At 47.1% G+C, this 23,185-nt stretch carries 19 protein-coding genes; 18 read left to right on the top strand and 1 reads right to left on the bottom strand.

The genetic code is table 11. The annotated features are described in order from the left end of the window. The first annotated feature begins 173 nt into the window (after positions 1–173). From MHB85_RS12215 to bglB, 6 genes are all read left to right on the top strand, one after another. Positions 174–1,055: an AraC family transcriptional regulator gene (locus MHB85_RS12215; RefSeq protein WP_036609061.1), complete on the top strand. Its 882-nt coding sequence runs from the start codon at positions 174–176 to the stop codon at positions 1,053–1,055. 22 nt (positions 1,056–1,077) lie between these two features. Then, a complete protein-coding gene (locus tag MHB85_RS12220) occupies positions 1,078–2,349 on the top strand; it encodes an ABC transporter substrate-binding protein (RefSeq protein WP_341072981.1) in 1,272 nt (423 codons plus the stop codon). A 91-nt stretch (positions 2,350–2,440) separates the two neighbouring features. Continuing rightward, entirely contained in the window at positions 2,441–3,346 is a 906-nt protein-coding gene (locus tag MHB85_RS12225) for a carbohydrate ABC transporter permease (protein WP_105598307.1), read from the top strand. A gap of 5 nt (positions 3,347–3,351) precedes the next feature. Further along, positions 3,352–4,170, top strand: a complete 819-nt coding sequence (locus MHB85_RS12230) for a carbohydrate ABC transporter permease (RefSeq protein ID WP_373419856.1) — start codon at positions 3,352–3,354, stop codon at positions 4,168–4,170. 5 nt (positions 4,171–4,175) lie between these two features. Continuing rightward, the gene (locus MHB85_RS12235; RefSeq protein ID WP_341072982.1) at positions 4,176–6,731 is read left to right on the top strand and encodes a hypothetical protein; all 2,556 of its coding nucleotides are present in this window, start codon (positions 4,176–4,178) and stop codon (positions 6,729–6,731) included. A 35-nt stretch (positions 6,732–6,766) separates the two neighbouring features. Further along, positions 6,767–7,837 carry a beta-galactosidase BglB gene (gene bglB / locus MHB85_RS12240; protein WP_091017036.1) on the top strand — a complete coding sequence of 357 codons (1,071 nt, stop codon included), beginning with the start codon at positions 6,767–6,769 and terminating at the stop codon, positions 7,835–7,837. Between the two features lie 59 nt (positions 7,838–7,896). On the opposite strand, the gene MHB85_RS12245 is transcribed toward bglB, so the two are convergent. Further along, on the bottom strand, positions 7,897–10,146 hold the full coding sequence (locus MHB85_RS12245) for an FAD-dependent oxidoreductase (protein ID WP_091017034.1): 2,250 nt from the start codon (positions 10,144–10,146) through the stop codon (positions 7,897–7,899). Between the two features lie 152 nt (positions 10,147–10,298). On the opposite strand from MHB85_RS12245, the gene MHB85_RS12250 reads away from it, so the two are divergent. The 12 genes from MHB85_RS12250 to MHB85_RS12305 all read left to right on the top strand — a co-directional run bounded on the left by MHB85_RS12250 (position 10,299) and on the right by MHB85_RS12305 (position 23,086). Continuing rightward, complete coding sequence (locus MHB85_RS12250; protein WP_091017033.1) at positions 10,299–11,066, top strand: helix-turn-helix domain-containing protein; 768 nt, start codon at positions 10,299–10,301, stop codon at positions 11,064–11,066. Positions 11,067–11,276: 210 nt separating this feature from the next. Continuing rightward, positions 11,277–13,097: a cache domain-containing sensor histidine kinase gene (locus tag MHB85_RS12255; protein WP_091017031.1), complete on the top strand. Its 1,821-nt coding sequence runs from the start codon at positions 11,277–11,279 to the stop codon at positions 13,095–13,097. A gap of 23 nt (positions 13,098–13,120) precedes the next feature. Beyond that, complete coding sequence (locus MHB85_RS12260; protein ID WP_091017029.1) at positions 13,121–13,972, top strand: response regulator transcription factor; 852 nt, start codon at positions 13,121–13,123, stop codon at positions 13,970–13,972. 168 nt (positions 13,973–14,140) lie between these two features. Next, entirely contained in the window at positions 14,141–15,457 is a 1,317-nt protein-coding gene (locus MHB85_RS12265; RefSeq protein ID WP_091017027.1) for an ABC transporter substrate-binding protein, read from the top strand. Between the two features lie 208 nt (positions 15,458–15,665). Then, positions 15,666–16,547 (top strand): carbohydrate ABC transporter permease, encoded by an 882-nt coding sequence (locus MHB85_RS12270; RefSeq protein ID WP_341072983.1) that lies wholly within the window; start codon positions 15,666–15,668, stop codon positions 16,545–16,547. 17 nt (positions 16,548–16,564) lie between these two features. Beyond that, complete coding sequence (locus MHB85_RS12275; RefSeq protein WP_223199923.1) at positions 16,565–17,461, top strand: carbohydrate ABC transporter permease; 897 nt, start codon at positions 16,565–16,567, stop codon at positions 17,459–17,461. A 186-nt stretch (positions 17,462–17,647) separates the two neighbouring features. Continuing rightward, the gene (locus tag MHB85_RS12280; RefSeq protein WP_091017021.1) at positions 17,648–18,196 is read left to right on the top strand and encodes a glutathione peroxidase; all 549 of its coding nucleotides are present in this window, start codon (positions 17,648–17,650) and stop codon (positions 18,194–18,196) included. Positions 18,197–18,261: 65 nt separating this feature from the next. Next, on the top strand, positions 18,262–19,125 hold the full coding sequence (locus MHB85_RS12285) for an AraC family transcriptional regulator (RefSeq protein ID WP_223199924.1): 864 nt from the start codon (positions 18,262–18,264) through the stop codon (positions 19,123–19,125). Positions 19,126–19,261: 136 nt separating this feature from the next. Further along, positions 19,262–19,516: a hypothetical protein gene (locus MHB85_RS12290; protein WP_091017016.1), complete on the top strand. Its 255-nt coding sequence runs from the start codon at positions 19,262–19,264 to the stop codon at positions 19,514–19,516. A 146-nt stretch (positions 19,517–19,662) separates the two neighbouring features. Beyond that, positions 19,663–20,262 (top strand): nitroreductase family protein, encoded by a 600-nt coding sequence (locus MHB85_RS12295; protein ID WP_036670536.1) that lies wholly within the window; start codon positions 19,663–19,665, stop codon positions 20,260–20,262. 93 nt (positions 20,263–20,355) lie between these two features. Continuing rightward, the gene (locus MHB85_RS12300) at positions 20,356–21,987 is read left to right on the top strand and encodes an S-layer homology domain-containing protein (protein ID WP_223199925.1); all 1,632 of its coding nucleotides are present in this window, start codon (positions 20,356–20,358) and stop codon (positions 21,985–21,987) included. A gap of 181 nt (positions 21,988–22,168) precedes the next feature. Continuing rightward, positions 22,169–23,086: an NAD(P)/FAD-dependent oxidoreductase gene (locus MHB85_RS12305; RefSeq protein ID WP_091017013.1), complete on the top strand. Its 918-nt coding sequence runs from the start codon at positions 22,169–22,171 to the stop codon at positions 23,084–23,086. The last annotated feature ends 99 nt before the right edge of the window (positions 23,087–23,185 follow it).

A 23,185-nucleotide genomic window follows, 5' to 3' on the forward strand; every position in this document is an offset into this window, starting at 1 on the left:
CTTCGAATCCCTATGAATTCCATTCTAATCATTTTCAACAATTGTGATCAACAATACAGCAATATAGTTCAGATTAGATCGAAATAACTGTGATACAATTCATTGTAAAGCGCTATCATTGTAAATTATTAAACTATATTGCTTTTTATATTCTGGGAAGGGAGATCTTACTGATGCTAACCATACACACCCCGACGAATATTGCTTTGCAGGAAAATGAAGTTTATGTGCGATCAGAAGCAGATAATTTTCAGGATGAATGGCCTGTTCATACGCATAATGGGTATGAGATACATTATTTTATTCAAGGAGATGCAACCTTTTTAATCGGTGACCGAATATATAAGCCGTTGCCTGGAGATATGTTTATATTCAGAGGCGGTGTGCCCCACCGAATCAATCCTTCAAGAGAAATGGTGTACAAGCGAAGTTTTGTCAATTTCACGGAATTATTGCTTTTGGACATGCTTGCTGTCAGTCAGTTAGAGAATCTGATGTCCATATTCCGTCATCCCAATGGGTTATTGGTGCATTGGCCTCCGGAGGAGCGTGAGTATATCACAGCTATTTTTAAGGGAATCAAGGAGGAGATGGGGGCAGGAAATACAGGGTACAAAACAATGGTCAAATTGAGTCTTACCCAATTGCTACTGCGGATTTACCGGAAAACAACCAGTGAGCAATCCGCCAATCCTATCTTATGTTCTTCCCAGAAGCAGACAAGCGTAAGTCGGGTTCTTCATTATTTAAACCAGAATTATACGGAGAATGTTTCATTGGATGAACTGTCCAAAACACTCCATTTGAATAAATACTACATTTGTCATTCTTTCAAAGAGACGACGGGATATACCATAAGCAACTATGTTATACGGAAAAGAGTTGCAGAGGCCAAAAAATTGTTGCTGTCTACGGATGCACCGATTTTGTCCATATCTGAGACGTTAGGTTTTAACACACCTGTATATTTTAGCAGGGCCTTTAAACAATATGTGGGTGTATCACCACAGTTATTCCGTAAAAGTGAATTGCTCAACGAAGCCAAAATTCATTAGAACCTTCCAAGGAGATGTTGATATGACAAGAAGAACAACGTTTAAGCTCATCACTAGCATGGTATTGGTCATGTTACTCATCGTATTAACTGCTTGCGGAAATTCAGGTACCAATGCTAATCCAAAACAAACAACCCTGGATTTCCTGTGGTTCTCTGATGGCAAAGAAGGAGAGGTCATCAAGGAAATCATTAAAGATTATGAGCAGACCAATACCAAGGTTAAAATCAACCTGATTGAAGTTGGCTTCAAGGATATCCAAACCAAATTAAAAACCATGTTATCCGGTGGAAAGCCACCTGCCCTGAGCCGGGTCACGGATACCGGATCATTTGCTAATCAGGCGGTTGATCTAACACCTTACGTGGACAATGCGGACCAATTCGAGGATCAATTTATTGACTCACTTAAACCATATTATGTTATTAATGACAAACTGGTAGCGGCGCCTATGGATGTTACAGCGAATGGGCTTATTTATAACAAAACCTTATTTGATAAAGCTGGCGTCAAAGTACCGACCTCTCCTAACCAAGTATGGACGTGGGATGAATACACAGCTGCGTTAAAAGAGGTTATGGACAAAGGCGGAGCACGTTATGGCATGGTATGGGATGTCACACCGCATAGATGGTCCACTCTTTTGTATCAGAATGGCGGAAGCATCTTAACAGAGGATGGCACTGCGGCAGCGATTAACAATGAAGCCGGAATCCGTAGCATGGAGCAATTCAAGCAGCTTCATCAAGAAGGGATCATGCCCGAATCCGTATGGCTCGGAGGGGAAAATCCGAACAACCTGTTCCGTTCCGGGACGGTGGCTACCCACTGGGCTGGTAACTGGATGATCAGCAATTACAAGGATATCACCGATTTTGAATGGGGAGTCACCTACATGCCAAAAGGAACACAACGTTCTTCCGTACCAGGCGGGAAGTTTCTGATGGCTTTCAAAGGCAGCGGATATGAGCAGGAGGCGGCAGAATTTATTGAATACTTAACGTCCAAAGAAGTGAATTCAAAATATAATCAGGAGTCATTGTTTATGAGTCCACGGAAGGACAGCGCTGTCCTGAATTATGAATTTGGCAAGGAGATGTTTGAAATCTTCGCTGATGAACTGAAGAACAGTTCGCCTCTTGCAGCTAATGACTGGTCCAGACAGACCATTATATCCAAAATTACAACGGACCTGAAAAATAATATTGTTGAGGTTCTATCCGATGAGGCAACTCCGCAGGAGGCGCTGGATCGAACAGCCAAACTGATTAACGAGGCTATTGGCAGTCAATAAACGTAATGCCATGTGGTTCATTCGTATTCGGGGGCTTAGCGATTCCTGTGAAGCCTCCCTTTCGAATAACGCATAAGGAAGGGGCAAGCAGATGAGTGAAGGACAACGATTAAACAGGAATACGCTGGCAAAACAGAACAGGAAGCTCGTTATTGCTCCTTATCTGTTTATATTACCCAATCTCCTGATCTTTGGAACTTTTATCGTATTTCCCTCTTTATTGGGCCTCTATTATTCCTTCCATGTCTATGATGGATTGAACCCAATGAAGTTCAACGGGCTGGACAATTACATCAAAATTATAGGAGATCGGGAATTTTGGTCGACCATCGGACGAACGGGGATTTATGCAGCAATTGTTGTCCCACTAATATATGCAGCAGCGCTCGGCATTGCTTTGCTGCTTGCGCGCGAGATTAGAATGCGCGGTTTCTTCAGGGCCGTATTTTACTGGCCGACCATGATTTCTTACATTATCGTAGGCTTGACCTGGAAGTGGATTTTCGGAGATTCATTTGGCATTTTGAATCATCTGCTAACCGTGGTTGGTGTGGAACCTGTCGGCTTTTTAACCTCTTCCTTTTGGGCAAATACGGCTGTAATCATCGCGACAGTATGGTCACGTGCAGGCTTTTTCATGGTCATTTTTATCGCGGGTTTGCAGGCTATACCTACGGATTATTATGAGGCTGCCCGCTTGGACGGGGCTACGGGAATGAAGGTGTTTCGCTATATCACGCTCCCGCTTTTGAAGCCCACAAGCTTGCTTGTTGTTATGCTGACTCTGATTGACGCGTTCAAAGCATTTCCACTTATGTTTGCGCTTACAGGTGGTGGGCCGGGCAAAGATACCACCTATATTGTTCAATATATTTATGAGATTGGCTTTAACAGACAGGAGCTCGGTCTGGCCAGTGCCATGTCGGTGATGCTGTTTATCCTTATTGGTGGATTCTCGGCTCTGCAATTCCGTCTATCGAAAGGAGGGGCTACGTAATGGTAATGAAGCCTATGGTCAAAGTTGTCATCTACAGTATGTTAACTGTTGCTGCAGTGGTGTGGCTCCTGCCTGTCCTGTGGGTCGTGATTTCTTCTCTGAAAACGAATAGCGATCTATACAGCTTCCCTCCCAAGTTGTGGCCGCAGCCCGTCACCTTTGAGCATTTCAAGGCGGCATTCAGCAAAGGTGATTTTGGCTTATATTTTATGAATAGTACGATCGTAACGGTGTCCTCAACGCTGCTGCTGTTATTGATTAATTCCATGGCAGGCTTTGCACTCGCGAAGTACCGCTTCCGCGGAAGCTCGATCATATTAATTGCTTTTATCTCAACACTTATGATTCCGATTGAGGTAATCATGATTCCTATATTCAAGGTGCTGAGCGCACTGGGGATGTATAATAGCCTGCTCGCGATTATTATCCCGCCAGCAGCAACCCCGACAGGTGTGTTCCTTATGCGCCAGTATTTGTTGAGCGTACCGGACGAGCTGTTGGAAGCTGCCCGAATGGATGGCGCGGGCGAATGGAAAATTTACTGGAGTATTATTCTTCCGATAGCGAAGCCGATTCTTGCGGTGCTCGCAATCTTCTCCTTCATGTGGAGATGGGATGATTTTGTATGGCCGTTAATTGCGATTAGTGACCCATCGAAATATACGATTCAGCTTGCGCTTTCTAATTTTATTGGTGAATACAACGTGGATTGGGGAAGTTTGCTTGCGATGTCCGTCATCACGATGCTTCCGGTACTGATTGTTTTTATGGTTTTCCAGCGATATTTTGTCAGCGGTATGATTACTTCAGGAATGAAAGGATGAGTTGAATGTCAGATACCACCCGAAGTGGGATGGATACCTTGAATTATAAACCTATGAAATTAGGTCACAATCAGGTCATTAATCATTGGATGATCAGCGGCATATATACGAAGCCTGTTGCATTTGTTCCAACAACGATGGAGGGAGATATTAATGATTGGCTAATCGATGGTTTTGCCATTCATGAGAATCCATGCAGAAAGGAATTTGTAGAACATAGGAGAACGCAGCCTATGAACCGATTTTTTGATCAATGGAGCGAGTTTCCTAGCCCGGGAGACGACTTCGTTGGAGAAGAGAACGGAATGCCTTGGGCACTGTATTCTCCTTGGAATAATCCACGGGTGGAGCAATCAGGATTTTGGTTTGTACCGACACATCTGCGCAGTTACGCGGCGACAAGACTGATTTCTCCGACTGCTCATACCGCCTCTTTGCAGATTAAGACCTATGGCAGTCTGACGTTGTGGGTGAATGGGGAAATGGTAACGGACTTTGCACCACTCACGCGTAACAAGGAACAGGAAATCGTTATTAAAGCTGAACTTGTAGGCGGAATCAATGAGATCTATGCCTGCTGGGAGGATCTGGCTGAGCGGGATACGATGTATGCTTTTGCGGTGGAATACCTGGGCGACGAGGAATTGGTGATTTCCCTGCCTATTGCTCCTCATTTGGCGGAGTCTGTGAGATCCGCAGAGGAAGCCCTCGAACAGGCTTATTTTCCTTCGGATCTCTTCAGAGGTGAGCAGATTAAGCTTAAGCTGCCGCTTCCCTTACCGGACATCGTTAGAGAGGTTGATATTCAGTATGGCAATTTTTTTGATGGCACCGAAAATAAGACGATACAGATAGCCGAAAAGGAAACGGACCTGGTCCTGGCGCATACGAATCAACTCGGTCATCATTACGTATACTTCACACTGTCTATTTCAGTTTCAAATGTTGTACTAACCAAGAAGTTTGGCTGCCAATCCTATGATACCAGCTATGATGAGGCTGCTCAGCAAGCTGCGGATATTGAAGCCCGCAAATCCCTGGCTCTGCAATGCATTGCCGAGAAGGGCAGTCCCAATATTCATAAGGCCATCGCCATGCTCAAAACAGGAGGTAATCTGCAAGAAGCAGAGAGCATTTTGCTTGATGGTGTGGAAGGGATTGAGCAACGAAAGGATTGCAGTGACTTCTATCTGGTGGGGCTGTTCCGTCTTTGGAGAGATGAGCGAAATAGTGGTCTGTTCAGTGAATCGTTCTGGGATCGGGTAAAAGCAAGCATTCTGGGCTATCGATACTGGATTGATGAACCTGGCGATGATGTGATGTGGTTCTTCAGTGAGAACCATGCCTTGTTGTTCCATACCAATGAACTGTTAGCCGGACAATTGTTTGGAGATAAAACATTCAGCAACAGTGGTGAATCCGGTGGAGTCCATCGTCAAAAAGCAGAGCAGAGGCTTGCATTATGGTTTGAGCGCTTTTTGGATGAAGGATTGGCAGAATGGAATTCAAGTGCATACATTCCGATTGATGCGGTTGGGCTATTGCATATCTATGAGTTTGCCCATAATGAACAGCTCAGGCAGCAAGCCAAAAAGGCAATGGACCTGTTATTCTATTATATTACCGTTCAGATGCATCAAGGAGTCTTGTCCACAACGTTTGGGCGCAGCTATGAGAAGGAACTGCTGGGTGGTTATGCAGCGGGAACCACTTCAATGTGCTGGATCGCTTATGGCGTTGGCAATGTAAACAATTATTCAATAAGCAATGTTGCCTTGAGTTTATCGGATTACAGTCCTCCAGCAGCATATCAGGAGCATCTCTTGCTTGGGGAGAATCAGCAATTGGTGTTCGCCAATCAGCAGGGCAAGGGAGGTTACGCCAAGCTCTATCACTGTCGGACTAAGGAATACTCCTTATCCTCAATCATTCGCTTCCGCCCAGGCAAGCCAGGTTATCAGGAGCATGTCCAGCATTTATCTCTGTCACCTGAGGCGCTGATCTGGGTGAATCATCCGGCAGAAATATACAAGCATGGGGATGGTCGACCTTGCTTCTGGGCTGGGAATGGGATATTGCCCGATGTTGTTCAGCATGAGGGGATCGCTTTGATGATGTTTGATATTCCTGCGGATAACAACTCTGACTGGACACATGCTTATTTTCCTACTCACTCCTTCACGGAATGGGTAAGGCATGAGAACTGGCATTTTGCTCGTTTGGATAAGGGGTATGCAGCTATATATGCGGCTAACGGGACGAGTATGGAGAGCAACGGGGTGACAAGAGAACGTGAGCTTATTTCCCCTGGTTTGCGTAACGCCTGGATTATAAGAGCAGGAAGCGAACAGCAATTCGGGTCATTTGACGCTTTTATCAACCAAGTTCGTTCTTCAAGCCCGCAATTCGACAGTCAAGTTTTAACTCTCACTCTAATAGACCCGGTATATGGTCCAATTCGATGGGGAATGAACAAGCCTTTTCATATTCAAGAAGAGGAAATCGTACATGACGGTCATGGAGTGAAGGGACAACTGAAGTTACTGGACATGGAGCGCTGAATCGTGTGCAAGAAACCAAGGGAGTGATAACCAACATGCTGAATCAAATGGTGCTGCAGGAGAGAATAAGCAAGGTATCTCAAGCGATGGAGTCTATGAAAAACACAAGCATCAATGAACAGTTTCCCATCGGACTAATCGACATACATCTATGGGAATGGCCGCAAGGTGTCGGTCTGTATGGCTTGCTTCAGCTCCATGAGGCAACGAAAGATCCTAAAGTGCTGGAATTTCTCGAATCATGGTACAATGCAAGGCTGATGGAAGGATTACCAGAAAAAAATGTGAACACCTGCGCTCCGCTCCTTACTTTGATTTCACTATGCGAGCTGACCGGAAACAAAGAGTACGAACATGTTTGTGAGGAGTGGAGCAGTTGGATCATGGACGGACTGCTGCGAACCGGAGATGGTGCGTTTCAACATATGATCACGGGAGATGCCAATGATGGTCAAATTCTGATTGATACTTTGTTTATGACGGTGCTATTTTTGGCCAAGGCAGGGGTATACTTCAAGAAACCCGACATGGTGGAAGAAGCCAAACGACAGTTCCTTGTGCATATCAAATATCTATATAACAAGAAAACCGGATTGTTCTATCATGGCTGGGATTTCAACGAAAATCATAATTATGGTGCTGTTCATTGGGGAAGAGGCAATGCATGGTATACGGCGGGAGTTATGGATTTCCTGAATATCATTCCGATCGAAGACGGGCTAAAGGCCTATCTGCTGGATACAGCAACCGCTCAAGTCAGAGCACTGAGCAAGCTTCAGGGTGAGGATGGCATGTGGCACACTGTGCTGGATGATCCAACCTCTTACAAAGAAACCTCGGCAACAGCAGCGATTGGATACGGCATTCTCAAGGGAATCCGGTATGGATACCTGGATGAATCCTATCGCCAGAATGGCTTGAGTGCGCTTGAAGCGGTGTTGAAACAAATTGATGATCACGGAGTTGTACAGCAGGTGTCCTATGGTACTCCTGTGGGGCAGGATGCTCAGTTTTATAAAGATATAGCGATCAGTCCGATGGGCTATGGACAAGCACTTACGTTGTTTATCCTGATTGAGGGCTTGCGGGTTCCAACCGCCGAATAGAATAAGGCGGACTTGTACGGAGGATGGGGGATACAGTTTCCTGTATCCTCCTTTTTGTTTTAGTAAGCTCGAATCTCGATTAATTCGGCATATCTGCTGCCATTTGTGGCATCAATTATAATTCTCAGAGCCTTAGCTGACATAGGCACATCCAGGCGATGAACGACTTTTCTTCTGCGGTTTTCAGTAACGTTGATAATGTCGATCCACTCGCCAGACGGAGCCAATACCTCGACTCGATAATCACGCACCAGCTCAGGCATCACGCGGAATGTTGTGTGATGGTGATGCAAATTAACCAGATCCTCGTTCACATCATCATTAAACGTCAAGTGCAGTTCAGCCAAGGTTTGTGGCTCTTCCCATATCAGTTGTACCCATTGAGGCTTGCCAGACTGCATCGGCTGCGACATCCACTGCTGCGGCCCACCGTAAGGGCGATGATAACCGTTGATCGTGTTGTCCGATGAATAGGCCGAAGTCTCAGAGAGGGTACGACAGCAGAATGGCTGACGCGCCAACCCCTGCATGGACCATAATACGACAGGCTGATCCGTGGCATGATCCTCCAGATTTTTGGACACGTGGTTTTCTTCTGTTTTGAAGAAGATCAGCACCCCGCTGTGTGCTTCTGTCGAATGATAGAGTGAGACGGCTTTATTGGAGCGGATGATCATAAAAGCATTCTGTGGTTCTTCCGGTCGCCATTCGAGCGGCAGCTTCACCCACTGCGCAGTTCCTGTTGTAACGTTAACAGTCGCCGTAACTTGTAACGAATGCGGGACGTAGTTCTCCTTACGCCCCGTATCCCACAGCTCTACCGTCAGCGCGGTATCGCTGGATGCATCCAGCAGCAGCTCCAGGCCGCTGAGCACTGGATGCACAGGCAGCAGCAGGGCAACATCCGTACCCAGCGGGTACGTCTCGCCAGGCTGCTCAAGGGCGATGCCCGTCAGCGTGCTGGAGGCTGTAACCTTGGCACGCCGGGCTAGATCCAGCTCATCGTGGCTGCGCACCCCGATGATGGAAGCGTCCTGCCGCAGCAACGTCTGCTGCAGGACCGCCAGATGCCTCGCGTGCAACTCGCGCGGCGACACCCCCATGGCCGCGCAGAGCGCCGCGCCCGTACCCGCGGCTTCGCCGATGACCGCGCATGTGGCCATGACGCGGGTTGTGCCGAAGGCGACATGTGATGCACTGATGTCGCGCCCGGCCATGAGCATATTCCGCACATTTGCGGAATACAGCGAGCGGAACGGCACGTGATATATGCCATCGGCATGCATATGCTTAGAGCCGCTCGCTTCGGCATACATGCCCTGCGGGGGATGCAGGTCAATGGACCAGCCGCCAAAGGCAACGGCATCCGGGAACTCCCGCTGGCTGATAATATCGTTCTGGGTGAGCACATAGTCACCCGTGAAGCGGCGGTACTCCCTTTTGCCAGGCAGAGAACCAATCCACTCCAGCGTCATATGGTCGGCATCAAACTTACCGGAATTCTTGATATAGTCCCAGATCCCGTAGATCACGGACCACAGTTCATCACGGATCAGCTCATTGTCGTGTACGGTGTCATGTTCCCCGCCCCATTCAATCCACCAGTAATGACAACCGGAATCCCCGCTGCGAATGACCCGGCGAATCGGAATGCTGGTCTGTGTAATATCCTTTGCAAAAGAAGGGGGGATATAACGGACAGGCGCACCAGCATCCTTGGTATAAAAGAGAAGTGTACTGCCCAGCGTGATCTGATCAGCCACCTCCGGTGCCCACTCTTCGCCATATTCGCTGCGGGCTTCCCGACCGAGTGCAAACTTGGCACCAGCCAGAAAGCCAACCAGTCCATCGCCCGTACAGTCCAGATAGATCTGACTTTCGAATCGGATTTTGCGCTCAGAACCCATCATCCACCCGGTAACAGAGGTGATCATGCGTTCATCTCCATCCCCAGTGGCCTCGACTTCATGTACATCCGTGTTCAGGTACAGGCGGATGTTGGATTCAGCTCGAACGGCTTCCAGAATGATCAGGTCCCAGAGATAAGGATTGCCCTCTGGATTACGATACTGATTCTCTACAAACAGTTCCCCCATGATGCCCGTCTCGCGGGCATAGCGGTTAATTCCGTGGGCGGTAGCGCCGCAGACCCATACGCGTACTTCACTGCTGGAATTGCCGCCGAGCACAGGACGATTCTGCACCAGCGCGACCTGTTGGCCCAGCCGGGCAGCAGATATGGCAGCGCATACGCCAGCAAGCCCGCCCCCGATGACGGTGATATCCGGTGTAACGAGTTCATGCTTCATACGAACACCTCTCTCATTGAATATGGATAAGCCTTAGCTAAGATTTCTTGTTTCATATCTATAATTTCATATTAGTTCTATATATTTACTTTTCAAATACACTATATTATCATCGAGCATATACTTTATTTCATAACAAAGGCAGGTGTGTCATGGAGCTTCTTAATCACATCTACTGGAAGAAGAAAGCTGAATTTGCTCTGGCAGAAGATATCTACGACGCTTGGGTCGTCTTTGCCGTGGAAGAGGGCGTATTTCGTTACGAGATTGACGGGCAGACCGGAGAGGCGGGTTTTGCTGATCTGGTGTTGTGCCCACCCCGCGTTCCTTTTCGCAGAGAGACAGTAACCCCGCTGACATTTCACTATATGTTGTTCCGTTGTAACTCCGCAGAGGATGAGAGTCTCCTGCCGCCAATCGGAAAATCTCTCATTAATGATACGAAGCGTCTGGCATCAACATATGCCTACCTGCGTCTGGCGAGTGAGGACAACGATGAGGCTACAAAAGGATGGAAAACTCATCTGATGTTGGATTTGTGGCGGCTGTATCAATGGGAGCGCAGACAGAGCGGGCTAATGGAAACCAAGTTCACGGAGGATGCCCTCATGGCTGAAGCGGCGGTATTGTTGGAGGAGTGGGCAGGAGAGGCGGTCAGTCTCCGAATGTTGGCCCAACATTTGGCTTTGAGTCCAGTCCAGCTCACCCGAAGGTTCCGGGAAGCCTTTCAAGAGACACCATCCGATTATCTGAAAGCGATTCGTCTCAAAAAGGCAAAAGCCTTGCTGGCAGATAGCCGTCTGACCCTCACGCAGATAGCTGAGAGATGTGGATATGAGAACGGATTTTATCTGAGCCGCGTATTTTCGTCCACCATAGGAATCAGTCCCTCGGAGTATCGGCGAAGACATCAAGTATGAGGTTATCGGTCTCGTCCATCTAGCCATCCATCCATTCATTCACTCACTCACTCATTCATTCTTGCTTTCACCAATAGAACATATCTGTGTAGTTCACATGAATGCAGGCAACGAATATCACAAATCCATGCAAATCATTCGACTCCGGCTGTAAATGGCAGGCAGGTGCTATAATGGGGTCATTAATTGTAGGGGAGCGAGCACTAAGGAATGAAGAAGCCAAATTGGAAAAGTTGGTTGCCACAGCGGCTCAGATACCGCCTGTTCGGTGCATTTGTGGTGTTGATTCTTTTACCGTTCAGTGCATTGAATGTCTACAATTATCAGCAGATTGAATCGCTGGTCGAGCAGAAAATCAGTGAGCAGAGCCATGAGCAACTAGTCCAGATGTACCGCTCTTTGGAGGACCAGATGAGCATTGCCTTCAAAACGCTCATTTTTCTGGAACAGGATTCCGCGGTAAGAAGTGTGCTAACCTCCCCGGACAGCCGTACGCCGCTGGAGAACAAGTCGCTGGTAGAAGAAAAGTTCAAGATGATCAACAACAGTTTCTTCCTATATAACCCTTCGGTGTACTTTACCTTGCTGGATTTTCATGATAGCGTTTACACTTCGTATTTGCCCAAAAAAGCACTGACTTATGGCCCCTATCTGGAACAATTCCGCGAACGTTTGGGGGAAATAACCATTCCAAAAGGCGGTACGGATTCACACTCGCTTCAACCGGAAGAACTTTTCTATCGCTGGGATGCACGGGATTCTAACCCTGTGCTCCGAGAGTTATCCTCCAGCCCATATCTGTTGTCGCTGTATGCTTACATGAAAGATAGCGGCGGCAAGCGATACGGGCTGGCACGAATTAGCATTGATTATTCCTACTGGTTCCAGACCATGCTGAAGGATTCCCAGACTAACCAAGAGTATTACCTTATTACAGGTAGTGGAGAGACCATCGCCAGTTCATCCAAAACATCGGTGCTTTCCCCGGAGGTTACGCGTGAAATAGCTCTTCATCCGGCACAGGCTTATCTGACTGATCCAGCCTCGGATACGCTGATTAACTACGTGTACATTGAATCACTGGACTGGTATATGGTGAATCGCATTCCGCTGTCCATTCTGTTTACAGAGATATCCGAGCTTAAACAACGTTACTTTCTGACCTTTTTTGGCTTCACAGGAGCATTTGTAGTGATGGCTTTTATGATCTCGGCAACGTTCACGCGCCCCTTGTCGCACTTACAGAATAAGATGAGGGAGGTTGTCCGCAAAAACCTCAAGATTCGTATTCCCGAAGGCCGCAGCCGTGGGGAAGTGCTGGAACTGACACGCACGTTCAATACGATGCTGGATGATGCCAATCAGATGATCAACAGACTCAAGGCGGAGGAACGCCAGAAGGAAGCGGTACATTTTCATATGCTCCTGGCCCAGATGAATCCGCACTTTCTCCTGAATACATTGAATACAATGAAATGGAGCGCGATCCGCAGCGGGAATGAAGAGATCTCCGAGATGTGTGTTTCCTTGGGCAAATTACTGGAGGTCAGCCTGAATTCACAGGTCGAATTGGTATATCTGAAGGATGAGATCGAGTTGGTTCAAGCCTACCTTCATATTCAGCGGATTCGTTACCGCGATAGCTTTGAGGTGACTTGTGAATTTGACGATAAACTGGAATATGCGCTGGTGCCCAAGCTGAGCTTGCAGCCACTTGTGGAGAATGCCATTCACCACGGTGTCGGGCCACTGGAACATCTTGGTCAGATCCGCATCGGAATTTACAGGCAAGACACCGGAAAGCTGATGCTGGAGGTGGCAGACAACGGAATTGGAATGGAGGAATCCCGGCGTTTGCAAATGACCCGCACACGTCCGGGGATCGGCCTGTCTAACCTTAAGGAACGATTGCGGTTATTGTTCAAAGGCCAAAGTGAACTTGAAGTGATTGATACCAAGCCTGGGACATTAGTGAGGTTCAGCATTCCTTTTTTATTGTCGACGCCTTACGTACAGAAGCGATCAGACTAGCGCACTGGAGAGGGGAATCTGGCATGTGGAAAGTATTACTTGTGGAAGATGAAGTATTTGTACGTGAGTCGGTGCGAGAGATTATTTCCTGGGAAGAGCTGGGCTTCACGGTCATCGGGGAATCCGGTAACGGGACCGAAGCGCTGGCGATGATTATACAGGATACACCGGATCTGGTACTGACCGATATTGTCATGCCAGGTATGGATGGTCTGGAATTACTCAAACAGACCCGTCAGGCCGGGTTAAAAACCAAGTTTGTCATGCTCACCTGTATGGGGGAGTTCGAATATGTACGCCGTGCAATGGAATACGGGGCTTCCAATTATATTCTGAAACTGTCCATGAGTGTGAATTCACTGCGTGATACACTCCGTAAAGTAAGTGCAGAACTGGGAGCTTCGACTGAAGCCCTGACAGAGACAGATCATCATCAAGTGCCACCTTCCACACCGGTTCCCACATCAACGCCTGTTTCGCCTGATTCTCTTACGGTCTCTTCTGCGCCCCCGTCTGATACGGATCTTCCATTTACACCTGTTCGTGAGCCGATTGTGAAACATCCGGAGATTAGCAAAATAATTCATTATATCGGGCAGCATTACGACCAGGACATTACCGTCAAATCCATGTCACGATATGTGATGATGGGTGAGAATTATGTGAGTGCTTTGTTCAAAAAGAAAACCGGCCATACCCTGATTCACTACTTGCACGGGGTACGGATGGAGAAAGCGGCTGAATACTTGCGTGAGACGGATCTTCCTGTACAGGAGATTGGTTACCGGGTAGGATTCGGAAGCGATAATTATTTTATCAAAATATTCAAGCGTTGGACCGGTTGCACGCCCAGCCAGTATCGTCATCGTTCGTGACTCACAGGATGAGTAGAAGGAATATGTGTACCGAGTGCTCAGGCAAGCACAAGTAAATCCGTATTTTTGTTCAATCCGAATCATGGATATGTATCTTATGAACCCAGCAAGGTCCCTGCTACGATGTAACGGAAGGTACACTTCAATTCAGGGAGGTCATGGGACCAGATGAGAATCAAAAAAGGATTAACGGGATTAATCGTAGGTGCGCTGATGCTGGGCTTGCTTGCCGGCTGTGTTGGTAAAAATGAGACGAACGGTGGGGATAACGGAGGTGGAGCGGCAGGGGGAAAAGTGAAGCTCACCATGTGGGGCGCGGTGCCGCCCGAGAATGGTCCACAGGAGGTGGTAGATACCTGGAATGCGGAGCATCCTGATATTCAGGTTGAATATGTGCGGTTTGTGAATGATGATGATGGCAACCTGAAGCTGGATACGGCGCTGTCCACCGGGCAGAACGTCGATCTGTATGTCAACTATACCCTCACGAATCTGGATAAACGCATCAAGGGTGGGACAGCACTGGATCTGGGTGAGTTCACTGATTACAACATTGATGAGAAAATGGGTGAAGATGCGGCTTCCTGGAAAGTGGACGGAAAATATTACGGGATGCCAACCAAGAAAAACGCTGCCTTTTTCGCACTAAATATGAAAGCGCTTGATCAGGCCGGACTGAGTGTTCCAAAAGCCTGGACTTGGGATGAAGCCCGTGAATATGCACTTAAGCTGAAGGCTTCTGGCTTCAAGTACGGATTGGTGCAGCATACCGCTTCCTATGTAGACCCGCTCGATTCCGTTCTGGTGAAGAACGGCTATGTTAAGGCAGACGGTACTTCCAACCTCGATGATCCACTTGTTACCAAATGGCTGGAGACATTGAACGGAATGATGAAGGAGGATGCAACCACCCCTCCGCTCGGAGAGCAGTTGACTTCCAAAATGCCGGTGGAAAACATGTTCCTTGGCGGTGAGTCTGCCATGATTAATATCGGCGAATGGCTGATCCGCACATCAAACAATATGACCGAGTTCCCGCGGGATTGGAAAATCGCCTTTGCCCCTGTACCAAGACTGGCTGCACAAGAAGCAGATATGGTGAAGAGCGGGGGACTTGGTGACTTTATTGCGATCAATTCCAAGTCGAAAAATAAAGAAGCCGCATGGGAGTTCCTGAAATGGTACGCCGATGGGGGAATGATGCCGATGGCTGCGGGTGGACGTTTGCCTTCCTCGAATGCGGTTGATCAACAGACTGCCATTGATCATCTGCTGGGCGATTATGCCGATTCTTATGATAAGGAGTCACTGGAATTTGTGTTGTATGGTGACGAGACACCTACGTTTGTCCGCAGCATTGCGCAGGAAGTGGTTGATCTGCGTGCACAGGAGTATGAAAAGTTCTTCCTCGGTAACCAGACTGCCGAAGTAACGGTACAGAACATGGTCAAACGCCATAATGACTGGCTGAAGCAGAATCAATAGAATGCAAAAGTAATAAGTCCAAAGACCGTCCCTAATGGGGCGGTTTTTTGTATATAAGTAATAGAACAATTCCATGTTGTTTTCCTCCGAAAGTCACTGCCGAAATACATAGTTCTGTGATATCAGGTACAGGGTTATGTTCCTTAAATGTTAGAGGACATCTTGTTATGCTTAATTCCAGAACAGATGTTAAGGAGTGGGGGAGCATATGCATAAATCCTGGATGAAACGACAGAGCAGGCTCGGGTATTTGTTTATTGGGCCCAATATGATTGGCGTGCTGTTGTTTTTTATTATACCGGCTATCTATTCATTCTATCTCATGTTCACCGATTACAAATTCATGAGCCCTGAGACACATTTTGTGGGGCTGGACAATATCCGCCGAATGTTCAATGATGATCTGTTTGGGGTGGCGCTGCGAAATACATTTGTATTTCTGTTAGCGGTTCCAGTATCGATGGGGTTGGCATTTATCGTGGCTGTAGCATTGAACAAGTCGGTGTACTGGCAAAAAACACTGCGCGCCCTCTATTTCATGCCCTATATCACCAGCGGTGTTGCCATCGCCTTTGTCTGGATGCTGCTGTTCCAGCCAACGTCGGGGCCAATTAATGGTTTCTTGCGCGGAATCGGTATTGCGAACCCACCCGGATGGTTATCAACAACCGAGTGGTCCATGTATGCGATCGATATCATCTGGATTTGGTTCATGCTGGGGTACAACATGATTATTTATTTAGCAGCTCTGCAGGAGATCCCGGAGGAATTAGTTGAGGCCGCTAAGATTGATGGAGCCCGCCCTTGGCAGACCATTCGTCAAGTGATTTGGCCGCTTGTGAGCCCAACTACCTTTTTGCTGCTGATTACAGGACTGATTATGACGATCAAAAACTTTGGTATTATTCAGGCGATTACTCAGGGTGGGCCGGGAAACAGTACAACGGTGTTGTCGCTGTTTATCTACCAGAATGCCTTCCGATATTACGAGATGGGATATGCTGCTGCCATTAGCTGGGCGCTCTTTGCCATCATCATGGTCTTCACAGTAATGCAGTGGCTCGGACAGAAACGTTGGGTTCACTATTAAGGAGGGAAGGGATCGGTATGGAGAAACCAATTGCCACGAACGCGAAGCCCACAGCTCCGCATGTACCTAAAGGTAAAGTCCGCATGGAGTCCTTGACCCAGATTCGAAAAATCATACTGACAATTCTGATGTCCGGGTTTGCTTTGCTGATGATCATGCCGTTCATCTGGATGATTAGCACGTCGTTTAAATCTCCTGCGGACGTATTCACCTATCCCATCCAATGGATACCCTCCAGCCTGAACTGGGAGCATCACATTAAGGTCTGGAGCGGAGCGGATACCTTTGCCACCTATTATCTGAACTCGTTGAAAATATCACTAATTAGCACGATCGGAGCTGTGTTTCTCTCGGCGTTTGCAGCTTATGGCTTCGCAAGGATTCAATTCAAAGGACGGGAGACACTGTTCCTCATCTATCTCTCGATGATGATGGTGCCTCCGCAGGTGCTCTTTGTGCCCAAGTTCCTCATGTTCGAATGGGTCGGCATCTATAATACGCATTGGGCCTTGATTCTGCCCGGAATGTTCACGATCTTTGGGGTGTTTATGCTGCGGCAATTCTTCCTGTCGGTGCCATCAGAGATTTCGGAAGCGGCGTTCATCGACGGTGCCGGTCACCTGCGCATATTTTTCAGGCTGATTCTGCCCTTGGCTAAGCCAGCGCTGGCTACACTTGCGATCATTGATTTCTCCTGGCACTGGAATGACTATGAGAATGCGCTTGTGTTCCTCATCGACAAAGACCTGTATACCGTGCCGCTCGGACTGCAGAACTTTATTCTGGAGAACAATGTGGATTACAACGGCATGATGGCCGCTGCCACGGCAGGCATTATTCCGATGATCATCGTTTTTCTGGTGGGGCAGCATTATATTATCCAGGGCGTGGCCGGAAGTGCCGTGAAGGGCTGAAGCTGCTGTCACTGCAATCCATCAAATACCCCTTTTGCTGAACGAAGAAATCTTCGCGGCAGAAGGGTTTTCTGTTGAAAGGGAGAATAACGATCTTTCCGCAATACAATAGTTCAAACTTCGTATATAATATAAAATCATATGATGCTGTATGACTACATAACTATCGCGAGGTGCACTAGACTTATGCCAACCATCTACGACTTTACCGTAACCAGAACCAGTGGAGAGCGTTTCCCACTCTATCAATATGAAGGAAAACCTGTGCTCATCGTAAACACGGCAAGTAAATGTAAATATACGCACCAGTTTGATGACATGCAGAAGCTGTATGACCAGTACAAGGATCAAGGACTTCAGATTATTGGTTTCCCATGCAACCAGTTTGCAGAGCAAGAGCCTGGAAGCAGTTCGGAAGCAGAATCCTTCTGCCAGATTAACTATGGTGTGAAATTTCCGATGTTCTCCAAATTGGACGTGAATGGAGAAGGGGCGCACCCTCTCTACGACTTTTTGAAAAAATCAGGGCCTTTTGCTGGCTTTGATGAAACCGATATACAGGCCAAACTATTGAAATTGATGGTGTCCGATAAAGCACCAGAATGGTTACATGGAGATGCAATCAAATGGAATTTCACGAAATTCCTGATTGATGCAGAGGGTCGTGTGGTCAGACGCTTCGAACCTATCGATTCCATCGATGAGATTCAAGAGAGTATTAAACAGCTTCTATAATTTCACTTTGATATCTCATACAGGGGTATGACACGAATCGTTTCCCTCTTCCGAACAGGAGGTGCATGAATGTGCCGAGCATGATGCAATTTAGTGCTTCACTGGAGTATAGTTACCGATCCACCAGCACGTTTAACCCAGGCAAGTCAGATGGATTCCATTCACATCCACATTATGAGATTTATTATTTTCATGACGGAGAATGTACCTATATCATAGGAGATCGGGTATATAACCTGGAGCCGGGTGATCTGGTGTTAATGCATGGCTTGACCCTTCACCGACCACATCCGAAGCCAGGCAGTGCTTACGAGCGAAGCACACTGCATTTTGATCCGTCTGCCATTCGCAGCAGCCTGCATCCGGACCGTATGGTTGAGGTCCTGAGACCATTTGAAGAACTCAGAAACTGTCGGGTCAATCTGAAGGGAGATAACCGCTCTGAATTTGAAGCTCTATTGCATGATCTTCATCGTCTGTCTCAAAGTCAGAGCAATTTCAGGCAAGAGCGAATGAATGTCAGACTGTGTGATCTGTTGTATTTTGTAGCAGAGATCTGCCAGGGTGATGTCCAGGAACAACTTCCCTCATCGGAGAGGGAGCGGCATGTCCAACACATTATTCGTTATGTGGATACGCATTATATGAAGGACATTGGTCTGGATGATCTGGCACTGGAATTACATCTATCCAAACCGTATCTGGCAGGCATGTTTAAGGAAATGACAGGTTTGACAATATTCAAATACCTGTATGACCGTCGCATCAATCAGGCGAAGCTTTTGTTTCAGTTCCAGCCTGAGATCACCGTGACAGAAGCAAGTCGATTGTCCGGTTTCAAGCGCCTTTCGCATTTTAGTCGGATGTTCAAACAAAGTGTGGGATGTTCGCCTGATCTTTACCGTACCCAATTGCATCGCCAATCATAGAAGTCGTCTTTGAGCTGACCAGCTTGTCTGGTTGGCTTTTTTTGTTGATTTTCGTTTGAGGAATGCATCCCACTGTGTTTAGAGGACACGCAGAACAGGTAAAGAAAGGTAATGAACCCAGAGGAGGCGAATATGAATGAAACAGCGCACACCGGATCAGAATAACAGTGATACCCAACAGGAACAATCCCGTGACAATCCTGAACAATATAAGACAGAGCACGAAAGTCTGCTTGACCGACATGAAGAAGAACAGACTGTAGATCCAATTCCGATGGAAGATCTGAATATGGAAGCTCAGGAAGAGAAGAATAAAGATCAGACAAAAAGCAACTCGTCTACGGAAGAGAAATACCGGGCGGATTATCGCAAAAAGACGGGCGAAGGATAATTCCAATTGTTGTTTTGGGCAAACTTGTTGAAATATTTTCGGTGAATGTATATTTAGTGAAAATAAATTAGTTTGTTGACTAATGTAGGTTACTATATTATAGTTACTATGTTGGCAGTTGAAAAAAATTTGGGAGGCGAATAAGAATGACAACTTTTTTTGATGCGTTGAAAAACAGAAGATCTTATTATGGAATCAGCAAGGAATCTACAATTTCGGATGCTAAAATCCAGGAAATCGTAGAAGAAGCGGTGAAATATACACCAACTTCCTTTAACTCACAAACATCCCGTGCCGTTGTATTGCTCGGTGAACAACATGATAAATTGTGGAATCACACAGAAGAAATTTTGCGTGAAGTAGTAGGCAATGAAGAAGCCTTCAAATCCACAGCAGAAAAAATGACTGGATTCCGCAGCGGATATGGTACGGTTCTCTTCTTCGAAGATAACAATGCGATCGCACAGCTTCAACAAAATTTTGCAGCTTATGCAGATAACTTCCCAATCTGGGCTAACCAATCCAACGGTATGTTGCAACTGGTAATCTGGACTGCTCTGGAACAAGAAGGTCTGGGTGCATCTTTGCAGCACTACAACCCGTTGATTGACGAGAAAGTGAAGCAAGAATGGAACATTCCTGAGAACTGGAGATTGATCGCTCAAATGCCATTTGGTAAACCAACGGCAGCACCGGGTGAGAAAGAATTCCAACCAATTGAAGAGCGCGTAAAAGTACACAAGTAAGCTTCGCATTCCCAACATTTAACCACATACGGCCTCGCTTCAATTTGATACGATGATAGTTGATCGTAATCCAATGAAGCGAGGCTTTTTAATGTGAATAATAGATTAAAAGACATAACGAACCAACGGATATGGAAAATGGCTTTATGCGGGTTATTAACCCTTGGATCGGTGGCTGGATACGGCTCTACTGTTCAGGCTGCAACCGTGCAGCAACAGTTTCAGGATACACGCACCAGTTATGCGAAGGATGCCATTACACATCTGGTGAACAAAGGCATTGCTGCCGGTACGTCAGAGACTACGTTTGAACCGAAGAAAGCTGTTACTCGTGCAGAATTTGCGACGTTTGCGGTGAGATTACTAGGTTTAAAGCCCGTTAAAAATAATATAAATCCCTATCAGGATATAAACATGAATGCTTGGTATTACGGCAACGTTGCTGCCATGACGAATCTTTTTATTCTGGAGGGTAAGGGTCAGGGAACGTTCCAGCCTAATGCCTCCATTACGCGCGAAGAAGCGGCTGCCCTTCTTGTTCGAATGTTGAAACAACAACCCGTAGAGACCTCGCTCTTATCTTCAACGTATTTTGACGCAGCGGATATCTCGGACTGGGCACGTCCATATGTTCAGACGGTATATCAACTTGGACTAATGCGGGGAAGTGGAGGCGTGTTCCGACCACATGACCAGGTAACGCGAGAAGAAGCAGCCGTAATGCTCGATGCCATTTTACAAAAGAAAACATGGTCTGAGCAGTTACAACGTGGGGATGAACTTGGCGTTCAGTTGGGCTGGCAATATAACTCCACTACTGCTGAATTCAAGAAGCAAGTGGAACAGTCTGAAGTGAATACACTCGTCCCACGCTGGTTTTTCCTGAACAGCAGTATGAAAGTAACGGATCACGCAGACCCGGCATTGATCTCCTGGGCATCCGCCACCGGCAGGCAGCTATGGCCATTACTTGGGAATCGTTCCGATTCGGCACTTACGCATCAGATGTTATCCAGCTCAGCCAACCGAGCGGCAGTGATCTCACAGGTAGCCGCTTATGTCAAAACCTATAAACTGGACGGCATTAATGTGGACTTCGAGAATGTTGATCCGGCGGATCGTGAAGGTCTGACGGCATTTGTCACCTCTTTGACGGCTACGTTGCACGCACTGGGTGCAGTTGTTTCTGTGGATGTATCGCCAGACCTGGGTACTGATTGGACGGATGCATTTGATTATGCCAAACTGGGCGCTGTATCGGATTATATGGTGCTGATGGGATACGAGGAACACTGGAGCGGTGATCCGAAAGCAGGATCAGTGGCTTCTCTTCCATGGGTGGAAAAGGCTTTGGATACCATGCTCTCTGAGGTGGTACGTGCTAAAACAATTTTGGCCCTTCCGCTGTATACACGAGACTGGTCTTCAGTGAATCCAGCAACCAGCTCTTGGGACATTACATTGGCAGACCAGGGAATGCGTGCGCATGCTACGGGATCTGTAAGACGATGGGATGCAAGTCTGGTTCAATATATTATCGGGTACAACAGTAATGGTAAGCCAAGATATATATGGGCAGAGGATAGTCGTTCGTTATCAGCCAAAGTGTTAATGAGTGAGCAACGGCAAATCGCTGGACTGGCTTACTGGTATATGGGCGGCGAAACAGCCGATGTATGGAACGCCATTTCAAATGCTTCGCGATTTGAATCGTATAACTTCTAAGCAATCATGAATCTTATAGACCCAAACTCATCGTGATTCCGGCGGATGGTTTGGGTCTGTTTGTTTTGGTATAAGATAAGCAATATGAGGAATCGTTTAAGCTTGGCTGAACGGTTTAATGTATAGAAGGACAAACAATTTAATTAAATTAGATAAATGGAAGTTCAGGAGGAGAAGGAGCATGCGAGAGGTTGATTGCATAATTGTAGGTGGAGGGCTCGCAGGGCTTCAGGCAGCCATTCAGCTTGGACGTTATTCAGCTCATCAGGTGTTGGTAATCGACGCGGGAGAAGGCAGATCGACGTTGTGCCGGACTTATCATAATATCCTCGGTTTCCCCGATGGGGTATCCGGTGAAGAGCTTAGAGAACGAGGCAGGATGCAGGCAGAGCGGACCGGTGTATCTTTTGAGAAAGACCGTATTGTTAAAGCAGGACGTCATGGAGAGAAGATCCAATTGTTCGGTACTTCAGGAACTGAATATAGGAGCAAAACCGTGTTATTGGCAACGGGGCTCACGGATAGAGTTCCGGACATTCCGGGACTAACCCCTACGCTGGGTCGAACAGTGTATGTCTGCCCTGATTGCGATGGTTATGAGATTCAGGATCAACGTACGGTACTATTGGGATCTGGCGAACCAGGTGCCAATATGGCGATGATATTAATTCAGCGTACGAATGATCTGTTATATATCAATCATGAGCAGGCTCCCATATCTGCAGAGCTGCATCGCAGCATGAAAGAGGCGGGAGTTCGTTATCTGGAAGCGGCTGTTCAGGAAGTACAACAGATTGAGGATGGCCATATCACCGGTGTTCTGACCGAGGATGGACAGATCTTTGAGTCGGAGCGTGGATTTATCGCATTTGGAGGCAATCGTGTACACTATGAACTGGCGGAGCAGCTGGGAGCTGTAATCGCAGATAATAAACATGTGGAAGCTGATCCGCGCAGCTTGCAGGCAGCGACGAATGTGTGGATTGCCGGGGATCTGGGCCTGCACGCAGAACAAGCAACCGTTGCGATGGGTGAAGGTTCCATTGCCGCGATCTGGATTCATAAGGCGTTACAGCAGATGACAAAGGATTCACGTTGAACCTCACCTTCAAATATGAGGTTGATTATTTAATTGTTCATTACCAAAAAGTCCTCCCAAGCCATATATGTGGCAGGAGGACTTTTTGAGCTATCTTTT

This window comes from Paenibacillus sp. FSL K6-4396, from assembly GCF_038002525.1.
Lineage (GTDB): Bacteria > Bacillota > Bacilli > Paenibacillales > Paenibacillaceae > Paenibacillus > Paenibacillus amylolyticus_B.